The organism is Acetobacter lambici, assembly GCF_011516885.1.
Lineage (GTDB): Bacteria > Pseudomonadota > Alphaproteobacteria > Acetobacterales > Acetobacteraceae > Acetobacter > Acetobacter lambici.
This window is the reverse complement of the sequence record NZ_WOTD01000024.1, coordinates 1-22190: the sequence shown is the minus strand read 5'-3', so window position 1 is coordinate 22190 and position 22190 is coordinate 1. Positions and strand designations below refer to the sequence as shown.

The 22190-nt window shown below is 59.8% G+C and carries 20 protein-coding genes, 1 pseudogene and 1 riboswitch; of the genes and pseudogenes, 13 read left to right on the top strand and 8 right to left on the bottom strand.

The genetic code is table 11. From position 1 onward, the window contains the following. Window positions 1-266: 266 nt before the first annotated feature. From GOB86_RS10620 to GOB86_RS10605, 4 genes are read right to left on the bottom strand one after another with little or no spacing between them, the layout of a single operon-like run. Window positions 267-1733 (bottom strand): efflux transporter outer membrane subunit, encoded by a 1467-nt coding sequence (locus GOB86_RS10620; RefSeq protein ID WP_165992305.1) that lies wholly within the window; start codon window positions 1731-1733, stop codon window positions 267-269. Further along, complete coding sequence (locus tag GOB86_RS10615) at window positions 1730-4948, bottom strand: efflux RND transporter permease subunit (RefSeq protein WP_408737366.1); 3219 nt, start codon at window positions 4946-4948, stop codon at window positions 1730-1732. The genes GOB86_RS10620 and GOB86_RS10615 overlap by 4 nt, the downstream gene beginning before the upstream one ends. Further along, window positions 4926-6029: an efflux RND transporter periplasmic adaptor subunit gene (locus GOB86_RS10610; protein ID WP_242012613.1), complete on the bottom strand. Its 1104-nt coding sequence runs from the start codon at window positions 6027-6029 to the stop codon at window positions 4926-4928. The genes GOB86_RS10615 and GOB86_RS10610 overlap by 23 nt, the downstream gene beginning before the upstream one ends. Beyond that, the gene (locus tag GOB86_RS10605; protein WP_242012612.1) at window positions 6026-6697 is read right to left on the bottom strand and encodes a TetR/AcrR family transcriptional regulator; all 672 of its coding nucleotides are present in this window, start codon (window positions 6695-6697) and stop codon (window positions 6026-6028) included. The genes GOB86_RS10610 and GOB86_RS10605 overlap by 4 nt, the downstream gene beginning before the upstream one ends. A gap of 187 nt (window positions 6698-6884) precedes the next feature. On the opposite strand from GOB86_RS10605, the gene GOB86_RS10600 reads away from it, so the two are divergent. The 7 genes and pseudogenes from GOB86_RS10600 (at window position 6885) to GOB86_RS10575 (ending at window position 12815) form a co-directional block, all read left to right on the top strand. Then, complete coding sequence (locus GOB86_RS10600; protein WP_165992302.1) at window positions 6885-7442, top strand: TetR/AcrR family transcriptional regulator; 558 nt, start codon at window positions 6885-6887, stop codon at window positions 7440-7442. 147 nt (window positions 7443-7589) lie between these two features. Further along, entirely contained in the window at window positions 7590-9593 is a 2004-nt protein-coding gene (gene shc, locus GOB86_RS10595; protein ID WP_242012616.1) for a squalene--hopene cyclase, read from the top strand. Between the two features lie 228 nt (window positions 9594-9821). Continuing rightward, window positions 9822-10364: an RrF2 family transcriptional regulator gene (locus tag GOB86_RS10590; RefSeq protein ID WP_165992300.1), complete on the top strand. Its 543-nt coding sequence runs from the start codon at window positions 9822-9824 to the stop codon at window positions 10362-10364. Between the two features lie 155 nt (window positions 10365-10519). Beyond that, on the top strand, window positions 10520-10837 hold the full coding sequence (locus GOB86_RS16110; protein WP_253544158.1) for a cupin domain-containing protein: 318 nt from the start codon (window positions 10520-10522) through the stop codon (window positions 10835-10837). Window positions 10838-10855: 18 nt separating this feature from the next. Beyond that, window positions 10856-11011 (top strand): annotated as a pseudogene (locus GOB86_RS16395) (NAD-dependent epimerase/dehydratase family protein); the annotation flags it as partial. A gap of 173 nt (window positions 11012-11184) precedes the next feature. Further along, window positions 11185-11763 (top strand): NAD-dependent epimerase/dehydratase family protein, encoded by a 579-nt coding sequence (locus GOB86_RS10580; RefSeq protein WP_253544160.1) that lies wholly within the window; start codon window positions 11185-11187, stop codon window positions 11761-11763. Between the two features lie 110 nt (window positions 11764-11873). Continuing rightward, entirely contained in the window at window positions 11874-12815 is a 942-nt protein-coding gene (locus tag GOB86_RS10575) for a LysR family transcriptional regulator (RefSeq protein ID WP_165992298.1), read from the top strand. Window positions 12816-12824: 9 nt separating this feature from the next. On the opposite strand, the gene crcB is transcribed toward GOB86_RS10575, so the two are convergent. Together crcB and GOB86_RS16105 are read right to left on the bottom strand one after the other, a co-directional pair. Then, window positions 12825-13238: a fluoride efflux transporter CrcB gene (crcB, locus tag GOB86_RS10570; RefSeq protein ID WP_165992297.1), complete on the bottom strand. Its 414-nt coding sequence runs from the start codon at window positions 13236-13238 to the stop codon at window positions 12825-12827. Window positions 13239-13270: 32 nt separating this feature from the next. Next, the gene (locus GOB86_RS16105; RefSeq protein ID WP_242012611.1) at window positions 13271-13666 is read right to left on the bottom strand and encodes a universal stress protein; all 396 of its coding nucleotides are present in this window, start codon (window positions 13664-13666) and stop codon (window positions 13271-13273) included. Window positions 13667-14097: 431 nt separating this feature from the next. Continuing rightward, a riboswitch (Fluoride riboswitch) is annotated at window positions 14098-14178 on the bottom strand. Window positions 14179-14329: 151 nt separating this feature from the next. Between GOB86_RS16105 and GOB86_RS10560 the strand changes: the two genes are divergently transcribed. From GOB86_RS10560 to GOB86_RS10545, 4 genes are all read left to right on the top strand, one after another. After that, window positions 14330-14926, top strand: a complete 597-nt coding sequence (locus GOB86_RS10560) for a PadR family transcriptional regulator (protein WP_165992296.1) — start codon at window positions 14330-14332, stop codon at window positions 14924-14926. Window positions 14927-14987: 61 nt separating this feature from the next. Then, window positions 14988-15773 (top strand): siderophore-interacting protein, encoded by a 786-nt coding sequence (locus tag GOB86_RS10555; protein WP_165992295.1) that lies wholly within the window; start codon window positions 14988-14990, stop codon window positions 15771-15773. Between the two features lie 114 nt (window positions 15774-15887). Further along, window positions 15888-17405 (top strand): DHA2 family efflux MFS transporter permease subunit, encoded by a 1518-nt coding sequence (locus tag GOB86_RS10550; RefSeq protein WP_165992294.1) that lies wholly within the window; start codon window positions 15888-15890, stop codon window positions 17403-17405. 234 nt (window positions 17406-17639) lie between these two features. Further along, a complete protein-coding gene (locus GOB86_RS10545) occupies window positions 17640-17960 on the top strand; it encodes an antibiotic biosynthesis monooxygenase family protein (protein WP_165992293.1) in 321 nt (106 codons plus the stop codon). Between the two features lie 34 nt (window positions 17961-17994). Here the strand turns inward: GOB86_RS10545 and GOB86_RS10540 are convergent, their stop codons facing one another. Further along, window positions 17995-18663, bottom strand: coding sequence for an HD-GYP domain-containing protein (locus GOB86_RS10540; protein WP_165992292.1), 669 nt, complete (start codon window positions 18661-18663; stop codon window positions 17995-17997). A gap of 328 nt (window positions 18664-18991) precedes the next feature. After that, window positions 18992-20320: a GGDEF domain-containing protein gene (locus tag GOB86_RS10535; RefSeq protein WP_277875474.1), complete on the bottom strand. Its 1329-nt coding sequence runs from the start codon at window positions 20318-20320 to the stop codon at window positions 18992-18994. A gap of 437 nt (window positions 20321-20757) precedes the next feature. Here GOB86_RS10535 and GOB86_RS10530 point away from each other — a divergent pair, with 437 nt between their 5' ends. Both GOB86_RS10530 and GOB86_RS10525 read left to right on the top strand, forming a co-directional pair. Continuing rightward, a complete protein-coding gene (locus tag GOB86_RS10530) occupies window positions 20758-21441 on the top strand; it encodes a Fe2+-dependent dioxygenase (RefSeq protein ID WP_165992290.1) in 684 nt (227 codons plus the stop codon). A 134-nt stretch (window positions 21442-21575) separates the two neighbouring features. Beyond that, complete coding sequence (locus GOB86_RS10525) at window positions 21576-22160, top strand: YceI family protein (RefSeq protein ID WP_194301171.1); 585 nt, start codon at window positions 21576-21578, stop codon at window positions 22158-22160. The last annotated feature ends 30 nt before the right edge of the window (window positions 22161-22190 follow it).

The following is a 22190-nucleotide window of genomic DNA, read 5'->3' as shown; positions in this document are numbered from 1 at the left end:
CAGCCCCTGTTAGTCAGGGGTGCAGTCTATTGCCCAACATCGGGCGGTCAGTTGGATGTGCTTGCACAACACCATAACAACACGGTTACACCTTGCCTGTGGTCCTTGTGTTCAGGACAGCAGGGTTAATTTAGCGTAACGTTGTGGGGAGTCAATATAAATACGCACACAATTGCGTTGTTAATCGATTCCATATTGCACGAAATATATTAGTTAATTGGAGGGCGTCCGGCCCGCCCAGTCTGGTGCATGAGCGGGCGTAGGGGTCATGGAGCCGTTTTTTTGTGCGGTTTGCCGCGCTCCCCGGGCATGGGGGATGTCTGGAATCCGCCCCCCGTGGCCTTGTACAGATCAACCGAGGCGTTAAGCCGTTGCAGGCGGGCGTTAACACACAAAATTTGTGCCTGCTGGAGGGATGCGCGCGCGGCCAGCACGTCTATCTGGCTGGCATAGCCTTGGCGCAGCCGCAGGTCGGTCAGGTTCAGGCGTTGTTGTGCGGCGTTCTGCCGCCCCTGTGTACCCTGCTCGCGCGCTAGTGCGGTGTTCTGGGCCAAAAGCGCGTCCCGCACCTCCTTGAATGCGGTGCGGATGGACTGTTTATACAGCACGATCTGCTCATCCCGCCCGGTTTTGGCCAGTTTGACGCCACTTTCCGTTCGTCCAAAATCCAGCACCGGGGCGGCCATGGCGGCCCCTAATGTCCATGACCGGCTGGAGGCGCGGTACAGGTTATCAATATCAATATTGTTCACCCCCGCTAGGGACGCGAGCGAGATGGAGGGAAAATAGGCAGCCCGCGCGTAGCCAATATTGTAGTCGCTCGCAATCAGCATCTGTTCATGCATGGCAATGTCTGGGCGGCGCTCCAGCAGGGAGGAGGGCAGGAGCGGGGATGTGGGTGCGGGTATGTTCAGGTCCTGTATGTCCGGACCATGGGGGAGTGCTGTCTGCACAATCTCACGCGGGGACTGGCCGACCAGCACGGCCAGCGCACTTTGCGCACGGTCGCGCTGGTCCTGTATGTCGGGCAGGGTGGCATGCACGGCGTCGCGCTGTTCGGTAACCTGTTGCAAGGTTATGGCGTCCACCGCCCCTACATCGTACTGGCGTTGCACAAGGGCCAGCAGGGCATCCTGTGTTTGTACGCTCTGCTCAAGCAGGGCCACGTTGTCCTCCAGTGCGCGCAGGCTGAAGTAGAGCTGCGCCACCCCTGCGGCAACGCTCAGCCGTGCCGCGGCCTGCGCGTACAGGGCTGCGTGTACGCCCGCCTTGGCCGCGTTGCTCAGGCTTGCGTTTTTGCCCCACAGGTCCAGCTCGTAATTGAGCATGCCGCCCACAAATCCGAAGTTGCTGGTCTTGCCGGGAAAATGGAATGTCTGGCCCATGGCGTTCACCTGACCATTGGCGAACTTGCCATACGCATCCGTGCCCGTGACCGACAGCATGGGGAGCTGGTTGGCAAAAGCGTAGTTATACTGGGCCTGTGCCTGCCCCAGCCGGTTTTTGGCGAGGGCAATATCATCACTGCCCGTCAGGGCCTGCGTAATCAACTGGTCAAGGGCCGGGTCGTTGTAGCTTTGCCACCATGCGCTGGTGTCGCGCACAACGGTGGGGGTGTTGCCCCATGTGGCGGGCAGGGACATGACCGGGCGCTTATACTCCGGGGCCAGCCATGCACACCCGGCCAGCAGCAGCGGGGTGAGCAGGAGCGGGAAGGCTATGGGGTTTTTCATGGTGTGGCTCCCTCCACCGTGGGGGGTGTGGGCTCGCGCACATGGAACCACAGAACATAGAGTGATGGCAGGAAGATAAGCGTAAGGGCCGTGGCCACCGCCAGCCCGCCCATGATCACATCGGCCATAGGCCCCCAGAATACGCTTGAGGCAATGGGCAGCATGCCCAGTATGGCCGCAACAGCGGTCAGCATGATCGGGCGGAAGCGGATCATGGCCGCGGCCACCACGGCATCCCACTCCGCCTTGCCGTCTTGTTGTTCAATCGTAATCTGGTGCACCAGAATAACCGAGTTGCGGATGATCATCCCCACAAGGGCCACAAGCCCGAGCAGGGCAATAAAGCCAATGGGGTTGCGGGTGATCAGCAGGGCCGCCACCACGCCAATCAACCCGAAAGGAGCCACACTGAGCACCAGCGCAAGCCGTTTGAAGCTTTGCAACTGCACCATGAGCACCGCCATCATGATCAGCGCCATAACGGGCATGACCGCCAGCACCGATTTTTGTGCTTTGGTGCTTTCCTCCACCGTGCCGCCAACCGTTACCGTATAGCCGGGGGGGAGGTGGGCGTTAAACGCGGCTATTTTGCCCGCCAGTGCCGCGACCTCGGTATTGGCCTGCACGCCGTTTGCAAGCTGGGCCTGAATGGTCATGGTGGGCAGGCGGTTGCGCCGCCAGATGAGCGGATAGTCCTCCACATAGGCAATACTTGCGACAGAGGACAGGGGAACGCTCAGGTCGTTGGGCAGGCGTATGTCCAGATTACGCAGCCCTTCAATGGACTGGCGCTCCGCATTGCTGGCACGGAGCACGACATCCACAAGGTAGATGTTGTCCCGCAGTTGGGTGGCGGTCATGCCTGTTACGGTGGAGTTGATGGCCAGCGCAATGGTGGCGGAGGACAGGCCAAGGCGGTGGGCCTCCTCCTGCCGTACGTCTATGCGCAGTTTTCTGGCCGGGTCACCCCAGTCAAAGTTGATCAGGTGCAGGTTGCCGCCATCGGCCATGATCCGGGCGACATCATGCGCGTACTGGCGCACTTTTTCGGGGTCGCGCCCGCTTACGCGGTACTGCACGGGCCAGCCCACGGGGGGGCCGAGTTCGAGCGGGAACAGCCCGTGCACCACATCGGGCATATCCCGGCTCAGGGCGGTATCCAGCCTGCGTTGCACACGTTCGCGCGCCTGCGCGCTTTTGGTAACAATAACGGTCTGGGCAAAAAAGTCGTTGGGGAGCTGTTCGTCCAGCGGCAGGTAAAAGCGGATGGCCCCCCGCCCGATATACGAACTCCAGTGGTCAATATCGGGGTCATTGCGCAGCATTGCATCCAGCTTGGCGGAAGCATTGCCTGTGGCCGTCATGGATGCGCTCTGGCGGAGCGAGAGGTTGACCAGCAGTTCCGGCCGGTCGGATGCGGGAAAAAACTGCTGCGGAATAAGTGGAGCCAGCAGCATGGACACCCCAAGGGCCGCCACGCTGAGCAGCACCGTTGTGCGCGGGTGGCGCATGGTGGCCAGCAGGCACCGCTCAAACAGCGCCATAATACGCCCCCGGTGTGGGGCCGTGGCCCCGGAGGATGCCCCGCCAGCACGTGCGGGAGGGACGCGGGGCGTGGTTGTGTCGGAGGGAGTGATGCCCGTGCTTTCCGCCGTGGGTGCTTTGGCCAGCGCTGGGCCTGTGGTTTGGGGCGTGTGGGGGCGCAGGATGGTCACGCCAATAACGGGTGCAATCAGCACCGCCACAAACCACGACACCACAAGGGCCAGCCCCACAACCGCAAACAGCGAGAACGTGTATTCCCCCGCAATGCTGTGGGCAAAGCCCACGGGTATGAACCCCGCCACCGTAACCAGCGTGCCCGTAAGCATGGGAAAAGCGGTGGAGGTGTAGGCAAAGGTGGCAGCGTGCGGCAGGCTCCAGCCTTCCTCCAGCTTGCTGACCATGCTTTCCACCGTGATCATGGCGTCATCCACCAAAAGGCCGAGGGCAATGATCAGCGCACCAAGGGAGACACGTTGCAGGTCAATGCCCAGTATTTCCATACTGGTGAACACAACGGCCAGCACAAAGGGAATACAGAAGGCAACAACAGTGCCCGCCCGCCCGCCAAGGCTGAGGAAGCTGATCCCGAGCACAATGGCAATGGCCTCGAACAGGGCGGAGGTAAAATCCCCCACCGCGTCCTTGACCACCTGCGGCTGGTTGGCCACCAGATGCGCCTCCATGCCTATGGGCATGCGGGCATGCAGTTCGGCCATTCTGGCGGTAACGTTGCGCTCAAGGGCCAGCACATTGCCGCCCGTGGTCATGGCAAGGGCCAACCCGATGGCGCTGTGGCCATTCACGCGGAACTGGGTTTGTGGCGGGTCGGCATAGCCACGGGTTATGGTGGCAATATCGCCCAGACGGATCTTGCGCCCGCCAGCGTACACCGTAACGTTGGCGACATCTTCCGCCGTGTTGAACCGCCCCGTGGGCTGGACCTGAATCTGCTCCGTGCCGGTATCCACCGTGCCGGAGGGCACAAGGGCGTTCTGTGCCTGCAAAGCGGTGGCGATCATGACCCCGTTTATGCCAAGGCGGGAGAGAGTGTGGGGGGAGAAATCCACATAGATTTTCTCATCCTGCACGCCCAGCGTGTCAATTTTGGCAACATCGGGCACGTGCAGCAGGGTGTCGCGCACGGTCTCCACGTAGTCGCGCAGTTCCCGGTGCGAAAAGCCATCCGCCGTAAAGGCGTAGATAATACCGTAGGTGTCGCCAAACTCATCATCAAAAAAGGGGCCGATGGTGGTGGAGGGCAGATAGGGTTTGATATCGCCTACTTTTTTACGAACCTGATACCATATGTCCGCCACCTGTGCTTTGGGCGTGCTGCCCAGAAGATTGACCATGATGGTGGTCTTGCCTGCCACCGTATAACTTTTGACATAGTCAAAATACGGGGTTTCCTGAATCTTCTTTTCAATCCGGTCGGTCAGTTGGTGTGTGGTTTCCTCCAGCGTGGCGCCGGGCAGCATGGCCTCGATCACCATGGTCTTGACCGTAAAGGGTGGGTCCTCGTTACGGCCAAGGTTAAAGTAGGAGCGCACACCCGCCACAACGATGACAAGCATGAAGAACAGCACAAGCGCGCGGTGGCGGATGGACCAGTCCGACAGGTTGATGGCCGAGCGGGGTGGGGGGGTATCAGGGGCGGACATCGGCATCATCCAGCAAGGCAACCTTCTGGTTGGGGTAGAGTGCCTGCACACCTGCGGTGACCACCCGCTCGCCCGGCTTTAGCCCGGCGGCAATGGCCACATCCTGCGTGCCATAGCTGGCAATGCTTACGGGGCGCAGGCTTACGGTTGTGCTGGCGGGGTCCACTACCCACACGGCAGGGTGGCCCGCCTGTGTGGTCAGGGCGGTGGGGGGCAGGTGTATGGCGGGGGTGGTCGTGTGCATAATATGCCCCACCACGACCGCACCGAGCGCCATGGTGGGTGGGGGTGCCTGCAACAGGGCCTTGGCACGGTAGGTTCTGGTCAGCAGGTCGGCATCGGGTGCCAGTTCATAGAGTTGCGCGCCGGTGCAGATGCGTCTGTCGGCATCCAGACACACACTCAGCGCCGTGCCTGTGGCAAGCCCTGCGCGCACCAGTTCGGCTGGCATGTCAAACACCGCATCCCGCCCGGTATTGCCCGCCATGCGCAGGACCGGCTGACCCGCAGCGACAACCTCCCCCACCTCGGCCAGCCGTTCGGTAATCAGCCCGTCCGTATCGGCCCGCAAGGTGGTGTGGTCCAGTTCCTCACGCGCAATGCGTGCGCGGGCCTGCGTGGCCTGCACCACGTCCTGCGCGGTTTTGTAGCGGCGAATGACCTCGTCATAATCATTGCGGGAGATCGCTTTGACCGGCAGCAGTGCTGTTGCACGTTTGCGCAACGGGGTGGCCTGCGCCAGTGCCGCGCTGGCGGCCTGTGCATCGGCCGTGGCGGCGCGCAGGGTCTGCTCGGCCACGGTGTTGTCCAGTTGTGCCAGAACCTGCCCGGCATGGACCGCACTGCCTGTATCGACCATACGGGCCACAATCTTGCCCGGAACACGGAACGACAGAGCGACACTTTTGTGCGCGGCAACCTGCCCGCTCAGCCACTCGCCCTGTGCGCCGTCTTGTGGTTGCACCACAACCGAGCGCACGGGGCGTACCTCGGGTGGGGCCGGTTTTTTGTGGCATCCGCTCAGCAGGGCCAGCAGGCTGGCGCAGGCAATAAGGGGGCGGGTGTGGCGGAGGGAGCTGTGCCGGGTCATGCGTGGACGTCCTGCCGTGTTGCGGCCGTGCGGGAGAGGATGCCGGTCATGAACATGGCCCATGACTGGTCAAGGTAATGGTCGCGCGCGGCCTTGGTGGCAAAGGCGTTGCGGCCGAACAGCACATGCTGGTGCGGACCACCAAGCAGCAGGGCGGACAGGGCCCGGCTGGTTTCCACCAGATCGTACGCGCCGTTCAAAAGCCCCGCCGCCTCCACCGCGACCAGCAGGTCGTGGGTCAGGCGTTCCAGCGGGTCAAAAATATGTACCCCGGCATGCTCCACAAGGTCGGGGAATCGCCAGCCCTCGGCCACAAAGGTGCGGCTCAGGGCAATGGTGGGCGGGCTGAGAACAAGGTCGAGCAGCCTGCGCATGGTCTGGCGCAGGGCCAGCAGCGGGTCGGCCGAAACAGTTGCCGCAGCAGGGGCGGCCGCAGACAGAAAACTCTGCCCCAGATCGGTCATAACGGTCATGAACAGCGCCTCCTTGGAGGCATGGCGGCGGTAGATGGTCTGCTTGCCAACCTGCGCGCTGGCGGCAATCTGTTCCATGGATGTGGCGGCGTAGCCCTGCTCGGCAAAGAGCTGGCTGGCGGTTTGCAGGATCAGCCTGTCCAGCTCTTCGGACATTTTTGTGTCTGGTCGTCCTGCGTGCCGCCTCATGCCCATGGGGTTCTCCTGCTGGCTATGCGCCGAATCACATTCTAGTCCCGTTAATAAACGAGACCGTATCGTCTCGCAATGTGTGGTGTGTGTTAAAATCGGCCGGGTGGTCTCATGGCTGGCATGGGGTTGAAAAGGGGAGTGCTCTGGTTTAATTCCGTCCGGATGGAATTAAACTTGGCAAGGTAACGGCATGGCCCGCCCCAGAACCATAGACCGCGAAAAAGTGCTGGCCTGCGCGGAGCACCTTGTGCAGCGTAGCGGGGCCACGGCACTTACGCTTGATGCGGTGGCGCGTGAGGCAGGGATTACCAAAGGCGGTCTGCAATACTGCTTTGGCAGCAAGGACGACCTGATAGCCGCCCTGATCGAACGCTGGATTTTGGTGTTTGACACGCACGTGGCCCGCTGCCGTGGGGCTGCCGCTGGCCCGGTCAGCCTTGCGCGGGCGTACGTGCAGGCCTGTGGGCGCATAGATGATGCAGCCCGTGCCCGCATGGTGGGCATGCTGGTAACCCTGCTCCAGTCGCCCCGGCATCTGGCCCCGATCAAGGCGTGGTATGCGCGCTGGCTGGGGCAGGGGGACGGCCATACCGTGGAAGCACGGCAGATACGCACAATGATTTTTGCAGCAGAAGGGGCTTTTTTTCTAAGAAGTCTCGGCTTTGTCGATATGCAGGATGCAGAATGGACCAGCGTTTTTGCCGATATTCAAAAACTGGCTTTACCCACGGAGGTCAGTCCCGCATAAGCGCCTGACCTTGCATGAATATACTTTGATATTGTGTTCAGGTATTCACACATGAATACGAATTTCCACCCCTCGAAAGTGAAGGCGGCCGTGTCTGCTATAGTTCCCCCCACTCCCTCAAGTGCAACCTCCACGCCTTTTACGGGCATGGGCAACAGTCTGGCCCACACCGTAGCTGCCGCCTGTGACTGGCTGATAGGGGAGCAGAAGGCCGACGGGCACTGGGTGGGGCCGGTGGCCTCCAATGCCTCCATGGAGGCGGAATGGTGCCTCGCCCTGTGGTACCTCGGGCTCGAAGACCACCCCCTGCGCCCCCGCCTTGGCAACGCCCTGCTGCGTATGCAGCGCGAGGACGGGTCATGGGGCACATACCTGGGTGCGGGCAATGGTGACATTAACGCAACGGTGGAGGCATACGCCGCCCTGCGCTCGTTAGGTTATGCGGCGGACACGCCAGAGCTGAGCAAAGCATGCGCATGGATCATGCGTGTGGGGGGCTTGCGCAATATTCGCGTATTCACCCGGTACTGGCTGGCACTGATTGGCGAATGGCCGTGGGAGCAAACCCCCAACCTGCCGCCAGAGGTGATCTGGTTCCCCAACAAATTTGTTTTTTCCATCTATAATTTTGCGCAATGGGCCCGTGCGACGCTGGTGCCGCTGGCCATTCTGTCCGCCCGCCGCCCAAGCCGCCCCCTGCGCCCGCAGGACCGGCTGGATGCGCTGTTCCCCGGTGGGCGCGAGACGTTTGATTACGTCCTGCCCAAAAAGGAAGGGCTGGACCTGTGGTCAAGCTTTTTCCGCACCACCGACCGGGGTCTGCACTGGCTCCAGTCCAAATTCCTCAAGCGCAACACGGTGCGCGAGGCCGCCATCCGCCATATGCTGGAATGGATTATCCGCCACCAGGACGCCGACGGCGGGTGGGGCGGTATTCAGCCCCCATGGGTGTACGGTCTTATGGCGCTCCGGGGGGAGGACTACCAGTTCCACCACCCGGTCATGGCCAAGGCTCTGGCCGCGCTGGACGATCCGGGCTGGCGGCGGGATGAGGGCAATGCCTCGTGGGTACAAGCCACCAACAGCCCGGTGTGGGACACAATGCTGGCCCTTATGGCCCTGCATGACGCCAATGCCGAGGAACGCTACACCCCCCAGATGGACAAGGCGTTGGACTGGCTGCTTGAGCGGCAGGTGCGCGTAAAAGGGGATTGGTCGATCAAACTGCCAGACGTGGAACCGGGCGGCTGGGCGTTTGAATACGCCAACGACCGTTACCCCGACACGGACGATACAGCCGTGGCCCTGATCGTACTTTCTTCGTGCCGTAATCGGGAGGAATGGAAGAAAAAAGGTGTTGAGGCCGCCATAACCCGTGGTGTGAACTGGCTGATTGCCATGCAGAGCACCTGCGGCGGCTGGGGCGCGTTTGACAAGGACAATAACCGGAGCCTGCTGTCCAAAATACCATTCTGCGATTTTGGCGAGGCACTGGACCCTCCCTCGGTCGATGTGACGGCCCATGTGCTGGAGGCCTTTGGCCTGCTGGGCGTGCCACGCCAGACCCCCGCTCTCCAGCGCGGACTTGCGTATATCCGCGCGGAGCAGGAGGCGTCGGGTGCTTGGTTCGGGCGGTGGGGTGTGAACTACCTGTACGGCACCGGCGCGGTGCTGCCCGCCCTTGCCGCTATTGGGGAGGACATGACCCAGCCCTATATTGTGCGTGCGTGTGACTGGCTGATCGCCCACCAGCAGGATGATGGCGGCTGGGGCGAAAGTTGCGCCTCCTATATGGATATTTCCTCCATTGGGCGTGGCACCACCACACCATCACAAACCGCATGGGCGCTTATGGGGCTGATTGCGGCCAACCGCGAGCAGGACCACCCCGCCATTGCGCGTGGCTGCCGATACCTGATCGACCGGCAGGAAACAGACGGAAGCTGGACGGAGGAAGAGTTCACCGGCACAGGCTTCCCCGGTTACGGCGTGGGGCAGACCATCAAGCTCGATGACCCGGCTGTGGCCAAACGCCTGCAACAGGGGGCCGAACTCTCCCGCGCATTTATGCTACGTTATGACCTGTACCGCCAGTTCTTCCCGCTTATGGCGCTCAGTCGGGCTGCGCGCATTATGCCTGTGGGCGGCTGAGCCAGCCTGTTGCTTCGTAGCCGGTAGAGGCCGGGCTGCAACTACGGCCGTCTGCCCTTGGGTGGACGGTGCTGGCAGGCTGGCGTGGGCAGGTGGATGCTCCCACGTATGACCACGGGTTTGCGAGCGGGGCAGGCCGTTCCGGCGTAAAAACAGCACAGCATGAAGACCGCCCTACGGGGCGGTTTTTTGCTTGCGAATCAAAACGCGGACTAATATGGTCCGCGTATGGCACTTTATGGCGCAAGTACTGAATATGTTCTGCACAGCCTGCTCTGGCTGGTGGACCACCCCGAGCCGGTTAGCAGCCTTGATCTGGCAGAAATGCAGGGTATTCCCGCAGCTTTTATGGCCAAGCTCATGCCCCGGCTGGAAAAAGCCGGGCTTGTCAGCGCCGTGGAAGGGCTGCGCGGCGGCTACCAACTAGCCCGCCCGGCGGCACAGATCAGTGTGCTGGACGTGGTGGACGCTGCCGAAGGGCGCAAAACACTTTTTAACTGTCAGGAAATCAGGGGGCGGTGCGCCCTGTTTGGCAACACTCCACCAGAATGGGCCGAACGGGGTGTATGCAGTATTCATGCCGTTATGCTGCGGGCCGAGCAGACCATGCGTGCCGAACTTGCCCAGACCACTCTGGCCGCTGTGGCCCTGAGTGTGAGTAACAAAGCCCCCCCGGCCTTTTTTGGCGAAGTGCAACACTGGTTTGAGGAGCGTGCCCGCACCCGCAAAACCAGCAGGGAGCGGCAAAAAAAGCGCGCCGAACAAGCATGATACATAACAGACATTTTTATAAAAAAGGTCCGCATATGCGCCAATTTTTCGCTTTTTGTGGATTAGCCCTCTGTTTGGGGTCTGTTGAGGCACACGCTGCACCTGCACCTGCACCTGCACCTGCACCTGCACCTGTATCCGCCGCCCCCACCAGCGTGACCCCACTGCTCACCCACGACCTGCCCGGCCTTGCCGGTAAGGAGGGAGCCATGCTGCTGGTTGATTACCCACCCGGCGGAGCAGACCCGGTGCACCGGCATAATGCGTCTGTCTTTGTGTATGTGCTCAGGGGCAGTGTGGTCATGCAGGTCAAAGGTGGGGCCGCCGTAACACTGCATGAAGGACAAAGCTTTTTTGAAGGACCAGCCGATGTGCACCTGATCGGGCGCAACGCCAGCACCACGGAGCCTGCGCGGTTTATTGCCTTTTTTGTCAAGGACAAGGCCGCCCCCTTTGTGGCTCCCGCCCACTGAACAAACGGACGAACAGACATGAAAATTCTTGTAGCCGGGGCCAGTGGTGCTCTGGGTCGCCCCCTGATCACACAATTGCGCCATGCCGGGCACGAGGTCTGGGGCATGGCGCAAAGCCCCCGTGGGGTGGAGGTTGTGGGCGCGCTGGGGGCTGGCGTGGTGCAGGGGAATGCGCTGGACCGGGCTGCGGTTTTTGCCATTATGGAGCGCCTGCGCCCCGATTGCGTGGTGGACCAGCTTACATCGCTTCCCGCAAGTCCGTTTGACCTGCCACACAGGTTGCCAGCCGACCGGGTGCTACGCCTGCAAGGGGGGGCAATCTGTTTGATGCGGCACAGGCCTGTGGCGTGGCGCGGTATATTCAGCAGTCCTGTGGTTTTTACCTTGATGGAGCCGGAGGGCTGGCGGACGATACGGCCTTGCTCAAAATTGCAGCGCCGGGCCATATGGGCGAAAGTGCGCGCATGTATGCCGCATTGGAAAAGCGCGTTATGAGTGCACCAAATATGCGCGGAACATCCCTTCGCTATGGCTTTTTTTATGGCCTCCACACATGGTACTGGCCTGATGGCGCGTTTACGGAACACATGCGCCGGGGCGAGGTGGTCCTGATCGGGGCGGGGCGGAGTGTGTTCTCCTTCATTCATGTGGACGATGCGGCTGCGGCAACAGTATCCGCCCTGAGTGCGCCGGGTGGTGTTTACAACGTCGTCGATGACCAGCCCGCCTTGGTGCAGGCATGGTTGCCCGCCTATGCCCGGTGGGTTGGGGCACCGGCGCCGGGCCATATGACGGAACAGGCCGCCGTGCAGCAACTGGGGGAGGAGAGTGTGTACTACCAGAACAATCTGGATGGTGCGAGCAACCACAAGGCGCGGCGTGTTCTGGGTCTCGCACCACGGACGCAGCCGTGGGGCGCGGTGTAAACAATGGTTGGGGGAGGGGCGGTCATGGTGGTGTGTTATGGCCATTCCTTGGTCGGGACTGCTTATGTGGGGGGTAACTGGGTGCATAAAAATGGCGCGGGAACATAAACATGCGACTGCCAGATTTTGAGGCATGGGCCATTTTTGCAAAAGTGGCGGAGTTTGGTTCCTTCGCCCGTGCGGCGGATGATGTACAACTCTCCCGCCCCACGGTTTCCAAGGCTGTTAGCAGGCTGGAGCAGTCTTTGGGGGTGGCGCTGTTCCACCGTAACTCCCGCCACCTGTCCTTAACACAAACCGGGCAGACACTGCTTGCCCACGCCAACCGCATTCTGGTGGAAGCCCAGAGTGCTGAGGTCGAGGCACGCGGCGGCAGGCAGCGTCCATCTGGCCGGGTGCGCATGGCCGCCCCCATGACCTTTGGCATCCGCCACCTTGCGCCGGTGCTGCCCGCGTTCATGCAACGCTACCCCGATGTGGACCTGAGCATAGATTTTAGCGATGCCGTGGTAGACCTTGTGGCCGATGGCTACGATGTGGCGTTACGCATTGCAACTCTTGCGGATTCTTCCTTGCGGGCACGTAGCCTTTGCAGTTTTCGGCTTCTTTTGGTGGCCGCCCCGGCATGGCTGGACAAGCATGGCCGCCCCGACCACCCACGTGCGCTGGAGGCGCATAAGGGGTTTGTGTACACCAACACGGCCGCGCCGGGTATTATCCGCCTGAGTCATGCGGAGGCGGGCAAGGAGTTTGTGCTTGCCCAGCGCGCAGGTTTTGGGGCCGATAATTCCGAGGCGTTTCTACCCTGTCTGGAGGCCGGGCTGGGTTATGGCCTGTTCCCCGAATTTATGGTGTGGGACGCCCTGCGCGATGGGCGGCTGGAATGCCTTTTGCCACAGTGGCATGCCGCCGCCATAACGCTGTACCTTGTAACCCCCGCAAGCCCGCTCCGGCCCATGCGGGTTATGGCTTTGCTGGATTACCTGGAAAACGCATTTGCCAACCCGCCATGGAGTGTGGCACCCGCCCAGATGGATACAAACAAAACATAGATGTGGAAATCAGTTTTCGCTCCCATTCATGCCATTTATGGCCTGTGCGGCAACGTACCCTGCACTCACACTGAGCATGCACAGGGCTACGGAGAGCCCGATGTTTAAGAGTGCGCGCCCCGGAGCGCCGTTTTTGAGCAGGTCCAGCGTTTGCAGGCTGAAGGACGAAAACGTGGTGTACCCCCCGCATAACCCGACCATAAACACCAGTCTGCCAGTTTCGGACACAGGCAGGCGGCCGCCTGCTGCCGTCAGGGTGCCAAAAAAGGCAATGGCGAACGAGCCGGAAACATTAATGGCAATTGTCCCCCACGGCAGAACCTGACTCCACCGTAGTGTGGCCAACCCCACCCAGTAGCGCAGCAATGTGCCAGCAGCGCCGGCAAGGCCGATAAGGAGGGAGGGAAGAATATTAGTCAACATGGAAAACCCTGTTATTGCAGTTCTTGTTTTTGTTAGTGGTGGGTCAGGATCGGCCACGTGGCATGGGCCAGAAGATCCACGGTAGGGCCACCAAACAGCCATTCAATAAAATGCGGTCGCCCATACGCGCCCATAACCAGCAGGTCCGCTCCGGCCTGTGTTGCGCGTGTTCTTATCTGCTCGCCCACGCTCTGCTCTGTCAGTACAAACCGCTCCAGCGTGACTGCCACACCACTGGCGCGCAACTGCGCCAGTAAGGCCGGGTCAGGTACTGCGTTGGGTTGGTGCTCCCCGACCAGAATGGTCACATGCCTGGCGGTGCGGAGCAAAGGCCATGCGGCGTTGACGGCGCGGATCAGGTTTGGTGTGTCCTGCCATGCCACAACGGGGTGCTGCCCAAAGGTGGGGAGTGGGGTGGGGGGTGCCATAACCACTGTTGCCTGCGCATCGTACAGTGTGGCGGCAAAGCTCTGCCGTGTGGCCTGCGTGGCATCCGCACTGGCGGGGCCAAGTACAACATAATCGGCAGTGTCTGCGGCATGGCGGACGGTTGTGCGGAGTCTGGCATGCCTTCATCCGGGCTTTGAAAATCCGGGTCGGTGGCCGGGGTGGGGTGGAAGGCGCAAATATCCGCTCCCCCCAGTCTCTCGGCCAACTGGCTTGCGGTGTGCAGGGTCTGGGCTGCGGTCTGTGGTGTGTCAACAACACTAAGGAGGCGCATTACAAGGGGTTCCTGCCTGTGCGGTCCGTGGGGGCTGGGCAAGGTTTGGCCACGCCAGAGGCGTTGCGGCTGGGTGGTCTGCTCTGTTTATGTATGTGGGGCATGGATCTGGACACACTCCTCCCTCACGCATGGTTTTGCGGGGTAGGAATCATCAGCCAACAAGGCGGTTCGATTTTGGGGAGCCAAAATCCGGCAGAGTCCATTGCCGCATGCAGTATGAATAAAATGCGCCCAGCAAGTCAATCCTGCCTGTGGGGGGCGGGGTATGCGAGGAGTCTGAGGCGGATTTGCGGGCTATGGGGGGCATTCTAAAAAACATATCCCGATATATCTTGACTTACGATATATCGGGACGTATATCGGAATCATGAAACACAAAAACAGACACGCAGGCGGTCGTCACCGCCACCAGTTTTTTGCACCAGAAGGCCAGAGCGGCCCGGCAGGGAATGGCCGCCACCACCACGGGCGGGGCGGCGGCGGACGCCGGGGTGGTCGCCACCGGCTGTTCGATTACGGGGAGATGCGTCTGCTCGTGCTGAGCCTGATCGGGGAAAATCCGACCTATGGGTACGAACTCATCAAAACCATCGAGGACAAGTTTGCTGGCAGCTACACACCCAGTCCGGGCGTGATCTACCCCACCCTCACATGGCTTGAAGAAGCAGGCCATATCCGCCCCACGGAGGAGAGCGGGCGCAAGACCTACCACATCACCCCCGAAGGTGAGGCTTTTCTGGCAGCCAACCGTGCAGGTCTGGACGAAATTCTGGCCCGTGCCGCCAGCACCGACACGCCAGAGCGTGGTGGCCGACGCAACGCGCCAGTGCCCGTTATGCGTGCGATGGAAAACCTGAAAACAGCCATGCGCCTGAAGCTGCGCAACGGTGGGCTGGATCCGCAGGAAGCGGAAAAAATTGCCGCCGTGCTGGACGAGGCCGCCCGCGCAATCGGTCAGGCTTAAGTCCGTACCCGGACCACACGGCCTGGCGGCTACACGCTTCCAAACAAGGAGACAGACAGGCATGCAAACGCCGGAAAATGGGCGGCTCTGGCCGCCCGCCCCCATGATTGAACCCGTGCGCCACCCCCTGCGCAGGCGGAGCCTGAGCGTGGCGGCGGTGGAACGCCTGACCCCCCATATGATCCGCATAACCCTGAGCGGGCCGGAACTGGCCGATTTTGCCAGCGCTGCTCCAGATGATCATATTAAAATCTTTCTACCCGGAGCGGATGGGGCGGAAGTGCGCAGGGATTACACGCCCCGCCATTACAACCCGCAGACTGCAACGCTGGTGCTGGACTTTGTGGACCACCACGGTGGCCCCGCTGCCGCATGGGCACGCGCCGCACAGGTGGGTGACAGGCTGGATATTGGCGGGCCAAAAGGCTCGCGTGTTATCAGCAATACTGCGGCGCGTTGGCTCCTTGTGGGGGATGAGACCGCGCTACCCGCCATTGGCCGCCGGGTGGAGGAACTGCCCGCGCACGCAAGTGCTACTACCGTTGTGGCCGTGCCGGGGGCAGCGGACGAACAGCATTTTGCAACGTCTGCCACCCATCATGCACATTGGGTACACCGGCCCATGGAGCAGGCGGATCAGGCACAGGCCATTCTGGCGGCACTGGGCCAGATCGCCATTGAGCCGGGCACCTTTGTCTGGGTCGGGGCAGAGGCCCATGTGGCAAGAGCCGTGCGGCGCTACCTGCTGGAGGAACGCTACGTGCCGGTCCAGTGGGTCAAGGCTTCGGGGTACTGGGTTATGGGGCAGGCCGATGCCTCGGTGCGGGATGTGGAGGCCATGGGCTGACGCCCGCTCCCAGCCGTGCAAGTTATGGGGGGTGTACAGGCCAAAGCCGCACTTCCCCCAAGCCGCAGCATGTGGCCCGCGCCCCTGCGGATGACTGAATAACAGGATAAAACCGTGCAGCCTTCCCCCGTAACGCAAACAGCTCTGGCCTATACGCCCACAGCACGGACCCTTGTTTTTGCTGGTCTTATTCTGACCATGGTGCTCGGTGCTCTGGACCAGAGCATTGTCTCCACAGCGCTCCCAACGATTGTAAGCGACCTTGGCGGGCTTGCGCGCATGTCGTGGGTGGTTACGGCTTTTATGCTCACCTCCACCATTGCAACGCCTCTGTATGGCAAACTGTCCGATATGTTTGGCAGGCGGCCTTTGCTGGGGTTCAGTATTGGGTCTTTTCTGCTGGCCTCGCTTTTGTGCGGTGTGGCGCAGAGCATGTGGCAGCTTATTCTGTTCCGTGGGTTGCAGGGGGTAGGCGCTGGGGGGCTGATGACCCTCTCCCAGACGGTTATTGGCGATATGGTGAGCCCGCAGCAGCGTGGGCGTTACCAGGGGCTGTTTACGGGCGCTTTTGCCATGAGCAGTGTAACCGGGCCTTTTTTGGGCGGGGTGCTGACCAGCGCCCTGTCCTGGCGGTGGGTGTTCTGGGTTAATCTGCCCGTTGGCCTGCTGGCTTTTGCGTTGATCATGCTCAACCTGCCCGGCGGTGGCGCGCAGGCCAGACCCCGGATTGATTATTGGGGTGCGGCGTTGCTGAGCGTGGCAACAGCGGGCTTTTTGCTGCTGTTCAATGCGGCGGGTACGTCCCTTGCGTGGTCCTCCCCCCTGACCTTTGCGTTGCTGGGGGGAAGCTGCGCGTTTTTTGGGGCATTTATTGTGCAGGAGCGGCGTGCGCCCGAGCCGCTGGTCAGTTTTGAGTTGCTGCGTATTCCCAGTTTTTCGGTCTGTGTGGTGGCAACGGGCATTATGTCTTTTGCCATGATGGGGTCTATGGTTTTTCTGCCCCTGTATTACCAGTTGGTGCTGGGGCAGAGTCCTGCTTTTTCGGGGGTGATGCTGCTGCCACAGGTTGGCACCATGATGGTCAGCTCCATTCTGGGTGGGTATGTCTCCTCCAGAACGCAGCGTTACGCGCTGTTGCTGGCCATTGGCGTGGGAATTGAGTTTACAGCACTCAGCCTGCTTGCCCTTTGCGCCCGGCATGGCGCGCAACCACTGTTTTTTCTGCTCAGCATGGGCTGCCTTGGTGTGGGCATGGGTATTGGCATGCCCAATGCCACGGTCATGATCCAGAATGCCGTGCCAAGGAACAGTCTGGGCATTGCCACGGCCATGATGTCGTTTATCCGCTCGCTCGGTGGCTCACTAGGGGTCGCTCTTTCTGGCGGCGTTATGGCGCTGACCTTGCAGCATTCCCTGCGCACCCTGCCGGTTAAGATGGATGTATCGGTGTTTTTGCAAAAGGGCATGGTTGCCCTTGGTGGGCTTTCCCCCGCCATGCATGCACAGGTCATACAGGCCTATAAAGGGGCGATCAGCGCCAGCCTGAGCGTGAGCAGCAGCTTTATGTTTGGTGCATTTGCGTTGGTTGTGGGGCTTATGCTGCGCACCCCGCGCGGGGTGCGCGAGGGCTAGGGCCATGCGCCACAAGTTGCTGGCTCTGCTGCCATGTGGGCCGCATTACGCAGGCGGGTCCGTGGGATGCGGGGTGTATGGCGCAGGGGCTGGCGGGCCGGATTTCTTGTTGCTGGTGCCCCTGTTTGGGCGCAGGATCAGGTTTGGCGGCATGGCATGCAGGGGCTTAAGTTTTTCTGGTTTCTTGCATGAACCTGTTGCGCCACCACCCGTATAAGAGGGAACACACAGACCATGCCCCAGTATATTGCCATGAACCGTTTTCTGGTCACGCCCGAGAATGAGGAGGCCTTCGAACAGCGTTGGCTGGACCGGGAGGTGCTGTTGCAGACTGTTCCCGGTTTTATCAGCTTTCAGTTCCTGCGTGGCCCGGAAAAAGAGGGCGGCAGGCTTTATGCCTCGCACACCGTATGGGCATCATACGATGCGTTCGTGGGCTGGACCCAGTCCGAGCAGTTCCGTCAGGCTCATGCGGGAGCGGGGCAGGGGCGTGCGCTGACCGCAGGCCCGCCGGTGTTTGAGGGCTTTACCGTTTTGCAAAGCGTAACAGCCTGAGCAGACCTTAACCCCCGGCCAGCGTGTTCGGGGGTTAGTTGGAGTGCAGGTTGGCGGGGAGCTTGTTCCCCAGTTTTTCCCATGCGTAATCTGCGTTCCAGACTTCTAGCAGATCGTCCAGATGGTCGGCGCACAGAATGGCTAGTTTGGGTTCAAACGCGCGCCCGGCTTCTTGTTGCAGAATTTTGCGAACGGCTTCTGGTGTCCATGAGTGTTTGTAGTTCCGCTTGGACAGGCAGGCATCAATTGTATCGGCAACAGAAATCACCTGCACCCACAGCGGAATGTTCTGGCCCTTTAGCCCCAGCGGGTAGCCTGTACCGTCCCACCGTTCATGGTGGAGCAGGGCCGCATCCATAACCTCACGCGGGAAGTCGTGTTCGTACCATTGCAGCACGCCAAGCCCCAGCAGCGGGTGCTTGCGAATAACGCTTTTTTCTTCCGGGGTTAGTGGGCGCGGGGCATGCAGAATGTCCCCCCCGGTCAGCACCTTGCCTGTATCGTGCAGTTCTCCGGCGAGTTGGATAATGCTCTGGTTCAGTCCAAAGCCTGCCAGTTCATTGATACGCGCAGCCAGCAACCCAACGCGACGACCATGCCCGTTCTGGATATTGCTCACACCCCGGATGAACTCTTTGTGCGGGAGTGAGGGCGGGGGAAGCGTTCCGGCATCCCACGTGGAGGCGATGGTACAGTCAGGCATACATAGTTTACTCGTAGAGATTGAATGTGATTTATTTAGTTTTCGTTTGGTGATTTTATAATCAATAAAATACGCAGTAAACTCAGAAAAAAATTTATTACCAAGAAAACATGGCGCTTCTGCACTGCACTTGTTGCAATGCCAGAAGAGAATTGCAGCCAAGCGTACAACGGAATAGACGCGGCATAGATATAAAAATGTTTTCAATCAATGCATTATGCATAAATCTGCGGTAAGCGGAGGGCAGCCATCCGCGCCTGCTCCCCGTGTTATACAAAGGGAGTGTGAGCCGCATTGCTGATAAATTCGTAATATAATCAGGCTTTTTTCAAGGGCCGTGGTGCGCGGTTACAATACGGTTGCGACCGTTATTCTTGGCTTTGTAAAGCGCTTCATCCGCCTGATGGATCAGCAGGCGGCTGTTGGTTTCGCCCTCAAAGGACGTCACACCGCCAGAGAGGGTAACATTGACCTGATCGTGGGAGGAAAGCGTGAGCGGCTGTTCGGCCAGCGCGCGGCGGATACGCTCCGCACAGGCCAGCCCGTCCGCCACCGTGGTTTCGGTCAGGACAATCAGGAATTCCTCTCCGCCATAGCGGAAGATAAAGTCGTTGGCGCGGACGTTGGCGGCAATAATTTCCGCCACAAAACACAGCACCTCATCGCCCACCAGATGACCAAACCGGTCATTGATTTTTTTAAAGTGGTCAATGTCCAGAATAACCAGACTGAACGGTTTTTCATGCGTCAGGGCAAAGGTGATCTCGTTCTGGATAACCACGTCAAGGAATCGACGGTTGAAAACCTTGGTCAGCGGGTCGCGCCCGTTTTCCACTTCCTCCAGATGCCGGAATACACGCCCGATCAGAAAGGTCAGGCTGGTAATGGCTTTGTGGAGTTCGGTTGGGAACTCGCTTGGAATAACACCGGTCTGGTGAATGGTCTCGATCTTGGCATCCAGATCACGCACCTTGTTCTGGATTTCTATGGCTTCATGCGTGCCTTTGAACAGGCTCATGCCCTTATGGGTCAGCCACAGGCCAAATTCGGATTCCGCAATAGTGGGCAGGTCCGCCGCATGGCCCTTGCACAGGCAGAAAAAAGCCTGCGTGCTCCAGCCCGAAAAGGTGCTGATCTGTGTTTCTTTTTCGTAGGAAATATTGTGCCCGAGGGAGACAAGGCGGAAGGCCTCGTCACTTTCCACTTTTTTGCGGAAGTTGATGTCGTAAGCCTTGATCATGAACTTGAAGGCAAAGTCCATCATGTTGTTCAGGTAAATAATGGCGGCAATTGTATCGTCCTTATTGGAGGTGGACGCCTTTATTCCCTCAACAAGTGCTTGTTTTATAATATAAATTCCGTACACAACAATATCGGTCGGAATTTCCAACTGCGCATGGACGGCACCTACACGGCACTGGAGTTCGCTCAACTCCTCGGCATGGTCCGCATCGGTAAAAAACAGGCTCTGGATCCAGGCAAGCAGTTGGGGCCGCATTTTGACCTCAACAAGCTCCTTTTCCAAAAAAATGGCCGCGCGTTCATGCTGGAAGAGCGCTGTGTAAAACAGGTTCACGCAGTTCTGCCCGGAGTCCGTGACCACGGTCCGTAAAATTTCGCGGATATGTGCTGGGGTCTCGTTCATTGTCTCCTTCATCTGATTAAGGGGAGACAAGGTAATAAATGCGGGAGACATGTGTTAACGGAACCCTTTGATAGAAATATATAAAATATGATTCGGTACGGATTGTTGAACGCGCGGGACAAGAACCATATCAGATTATGAACGCCACAGTATAATACGAACCGCGTTTATAATACAAAGCACGGCCTGTGGTATTTGTGCATATCACAACCAATGTGCCTGTGTGGCTGTTGTGTGCTGGTGGCTATGGCATTGTTCTATGCTTTTTGTGTTGGGCACAAAGGGGTGTGGCCCATGCCGGGTAAGGGAGTGGACTGTATACCCTAACGGTTGGGATGCAAGGGGTGGCGCGGAGTGTTGATATGGAGGATGGATGCGCATTTATATTGATAATAACTCGCATTATCACCTATAAGCGGCCAACATGTTCAGCCAAGGAGCACAGGTGCATGCTGGTCCATATTCCAAAAGTTCTGACAAAGGAGGAAGTGGCGCGCTTCCGCCAGATTCTGGAGCAGCAGAACTGGGTGGACGGCAAGGTGACGGCGGGGGACCAGTCGGCCAAGGCCAAATACAACCTTCAGATCCCCCAGGACAGTGATGCCGCCAGACATCTGGGTGACCTGATCTTGCAGGCACTCGGCCGTAATCCGCTGTTCCATAGTGCGGCCCTGCCGCTGCGCGTTTATCCGCCCCTGTTCAACCGTTATGACGAGGGCATGCAGTTTGACATGCACGTGGACAACGCCATTCGCCCCATACCGGACACGGGGTTCCGCTTACGGACGGATGTCTCCTCCACCCTGTTTTTAAGTGCGCCAGATGAATATGATGGCGGCGAACTGGTTATTCAGGACACATACGGCCAGCAGAGCGTTAAGCTGCCAGCGGGGGATATGGTGGTCTATCCTTCCACCAGCCTGCACGCGGTCAGCCCCATTACGCGGGGGAGCCGCTGGGCGTCCTTTTTCTGGACCCAGTCCATGGTGCGCGATGATACGCAACGCGCATTACTGTACCAGTTTGACAATTCCATTATGGAAACGCGCAAAACCCTGCCCGACAACCACCCCGCCGTGCTGGGGCTGACGGCCACGTACCATAACCTCATGCGCCAGTGGACCGAGTTGTAAGCAGCCCGCAACCTGCCACGGGGTCGTGCCCGATGCGCATCGCGGCGCAGGCAGCCTTTTGGCCCGCCAGCCGTTAACAGGGGGTATGGAGCGGCCCAATGGCTGGATGCCGCCATTGGGGAGGTTCTGTGCTCATGCGGACTGGTCAGGCGGTGTTTTTTGTATGTGCAGCCCTTGCAGGTGCGGCTTTGACGACCGGGCACGTTGCGGCCAAACCGCCGCATGTGGTGCTGGGGCCAGCCAATACGCAGGCCCACCTGTATGCCAAAACAGCCGTAACCAATATTGAAGGCAGCTTTGAACAGGTCGAGGGTAATCTGACCTATGACCCCGAGGACCAGAGCTGCCACGTGGAACTGAGTATGGGGGTGCAGTCCCTCAAGGTCGGGTCGGCCGTGCTGCGGGCCATCATGCTCTCAGGCATTATGCTGGATGGGGATGACCACCCGAACATGCGTTTTGTGGGGGAGTGCAAACCCACAATCCGTCAGGGCAAGCCGCAGACCGTTCTTGTAGGCAAGCTGAGTATGCGCGGCCAGACCCACCCGCTAACCTTTGATGTGGCCATGCACTTTACCGGCAATACCCTAACCCAGATCCAGAGTGATGCCACGTTTGACCAGCGCCAGTGGGGGGTAATACCAACCATTGTTTGGCCTGACTCACGGGGTACCCATCGGTTTAAAAATGTGATTCACAGGATGCTGACCATTCTCTGAAGGAGGCATTCTGGATGGGCAGCCCTCTGT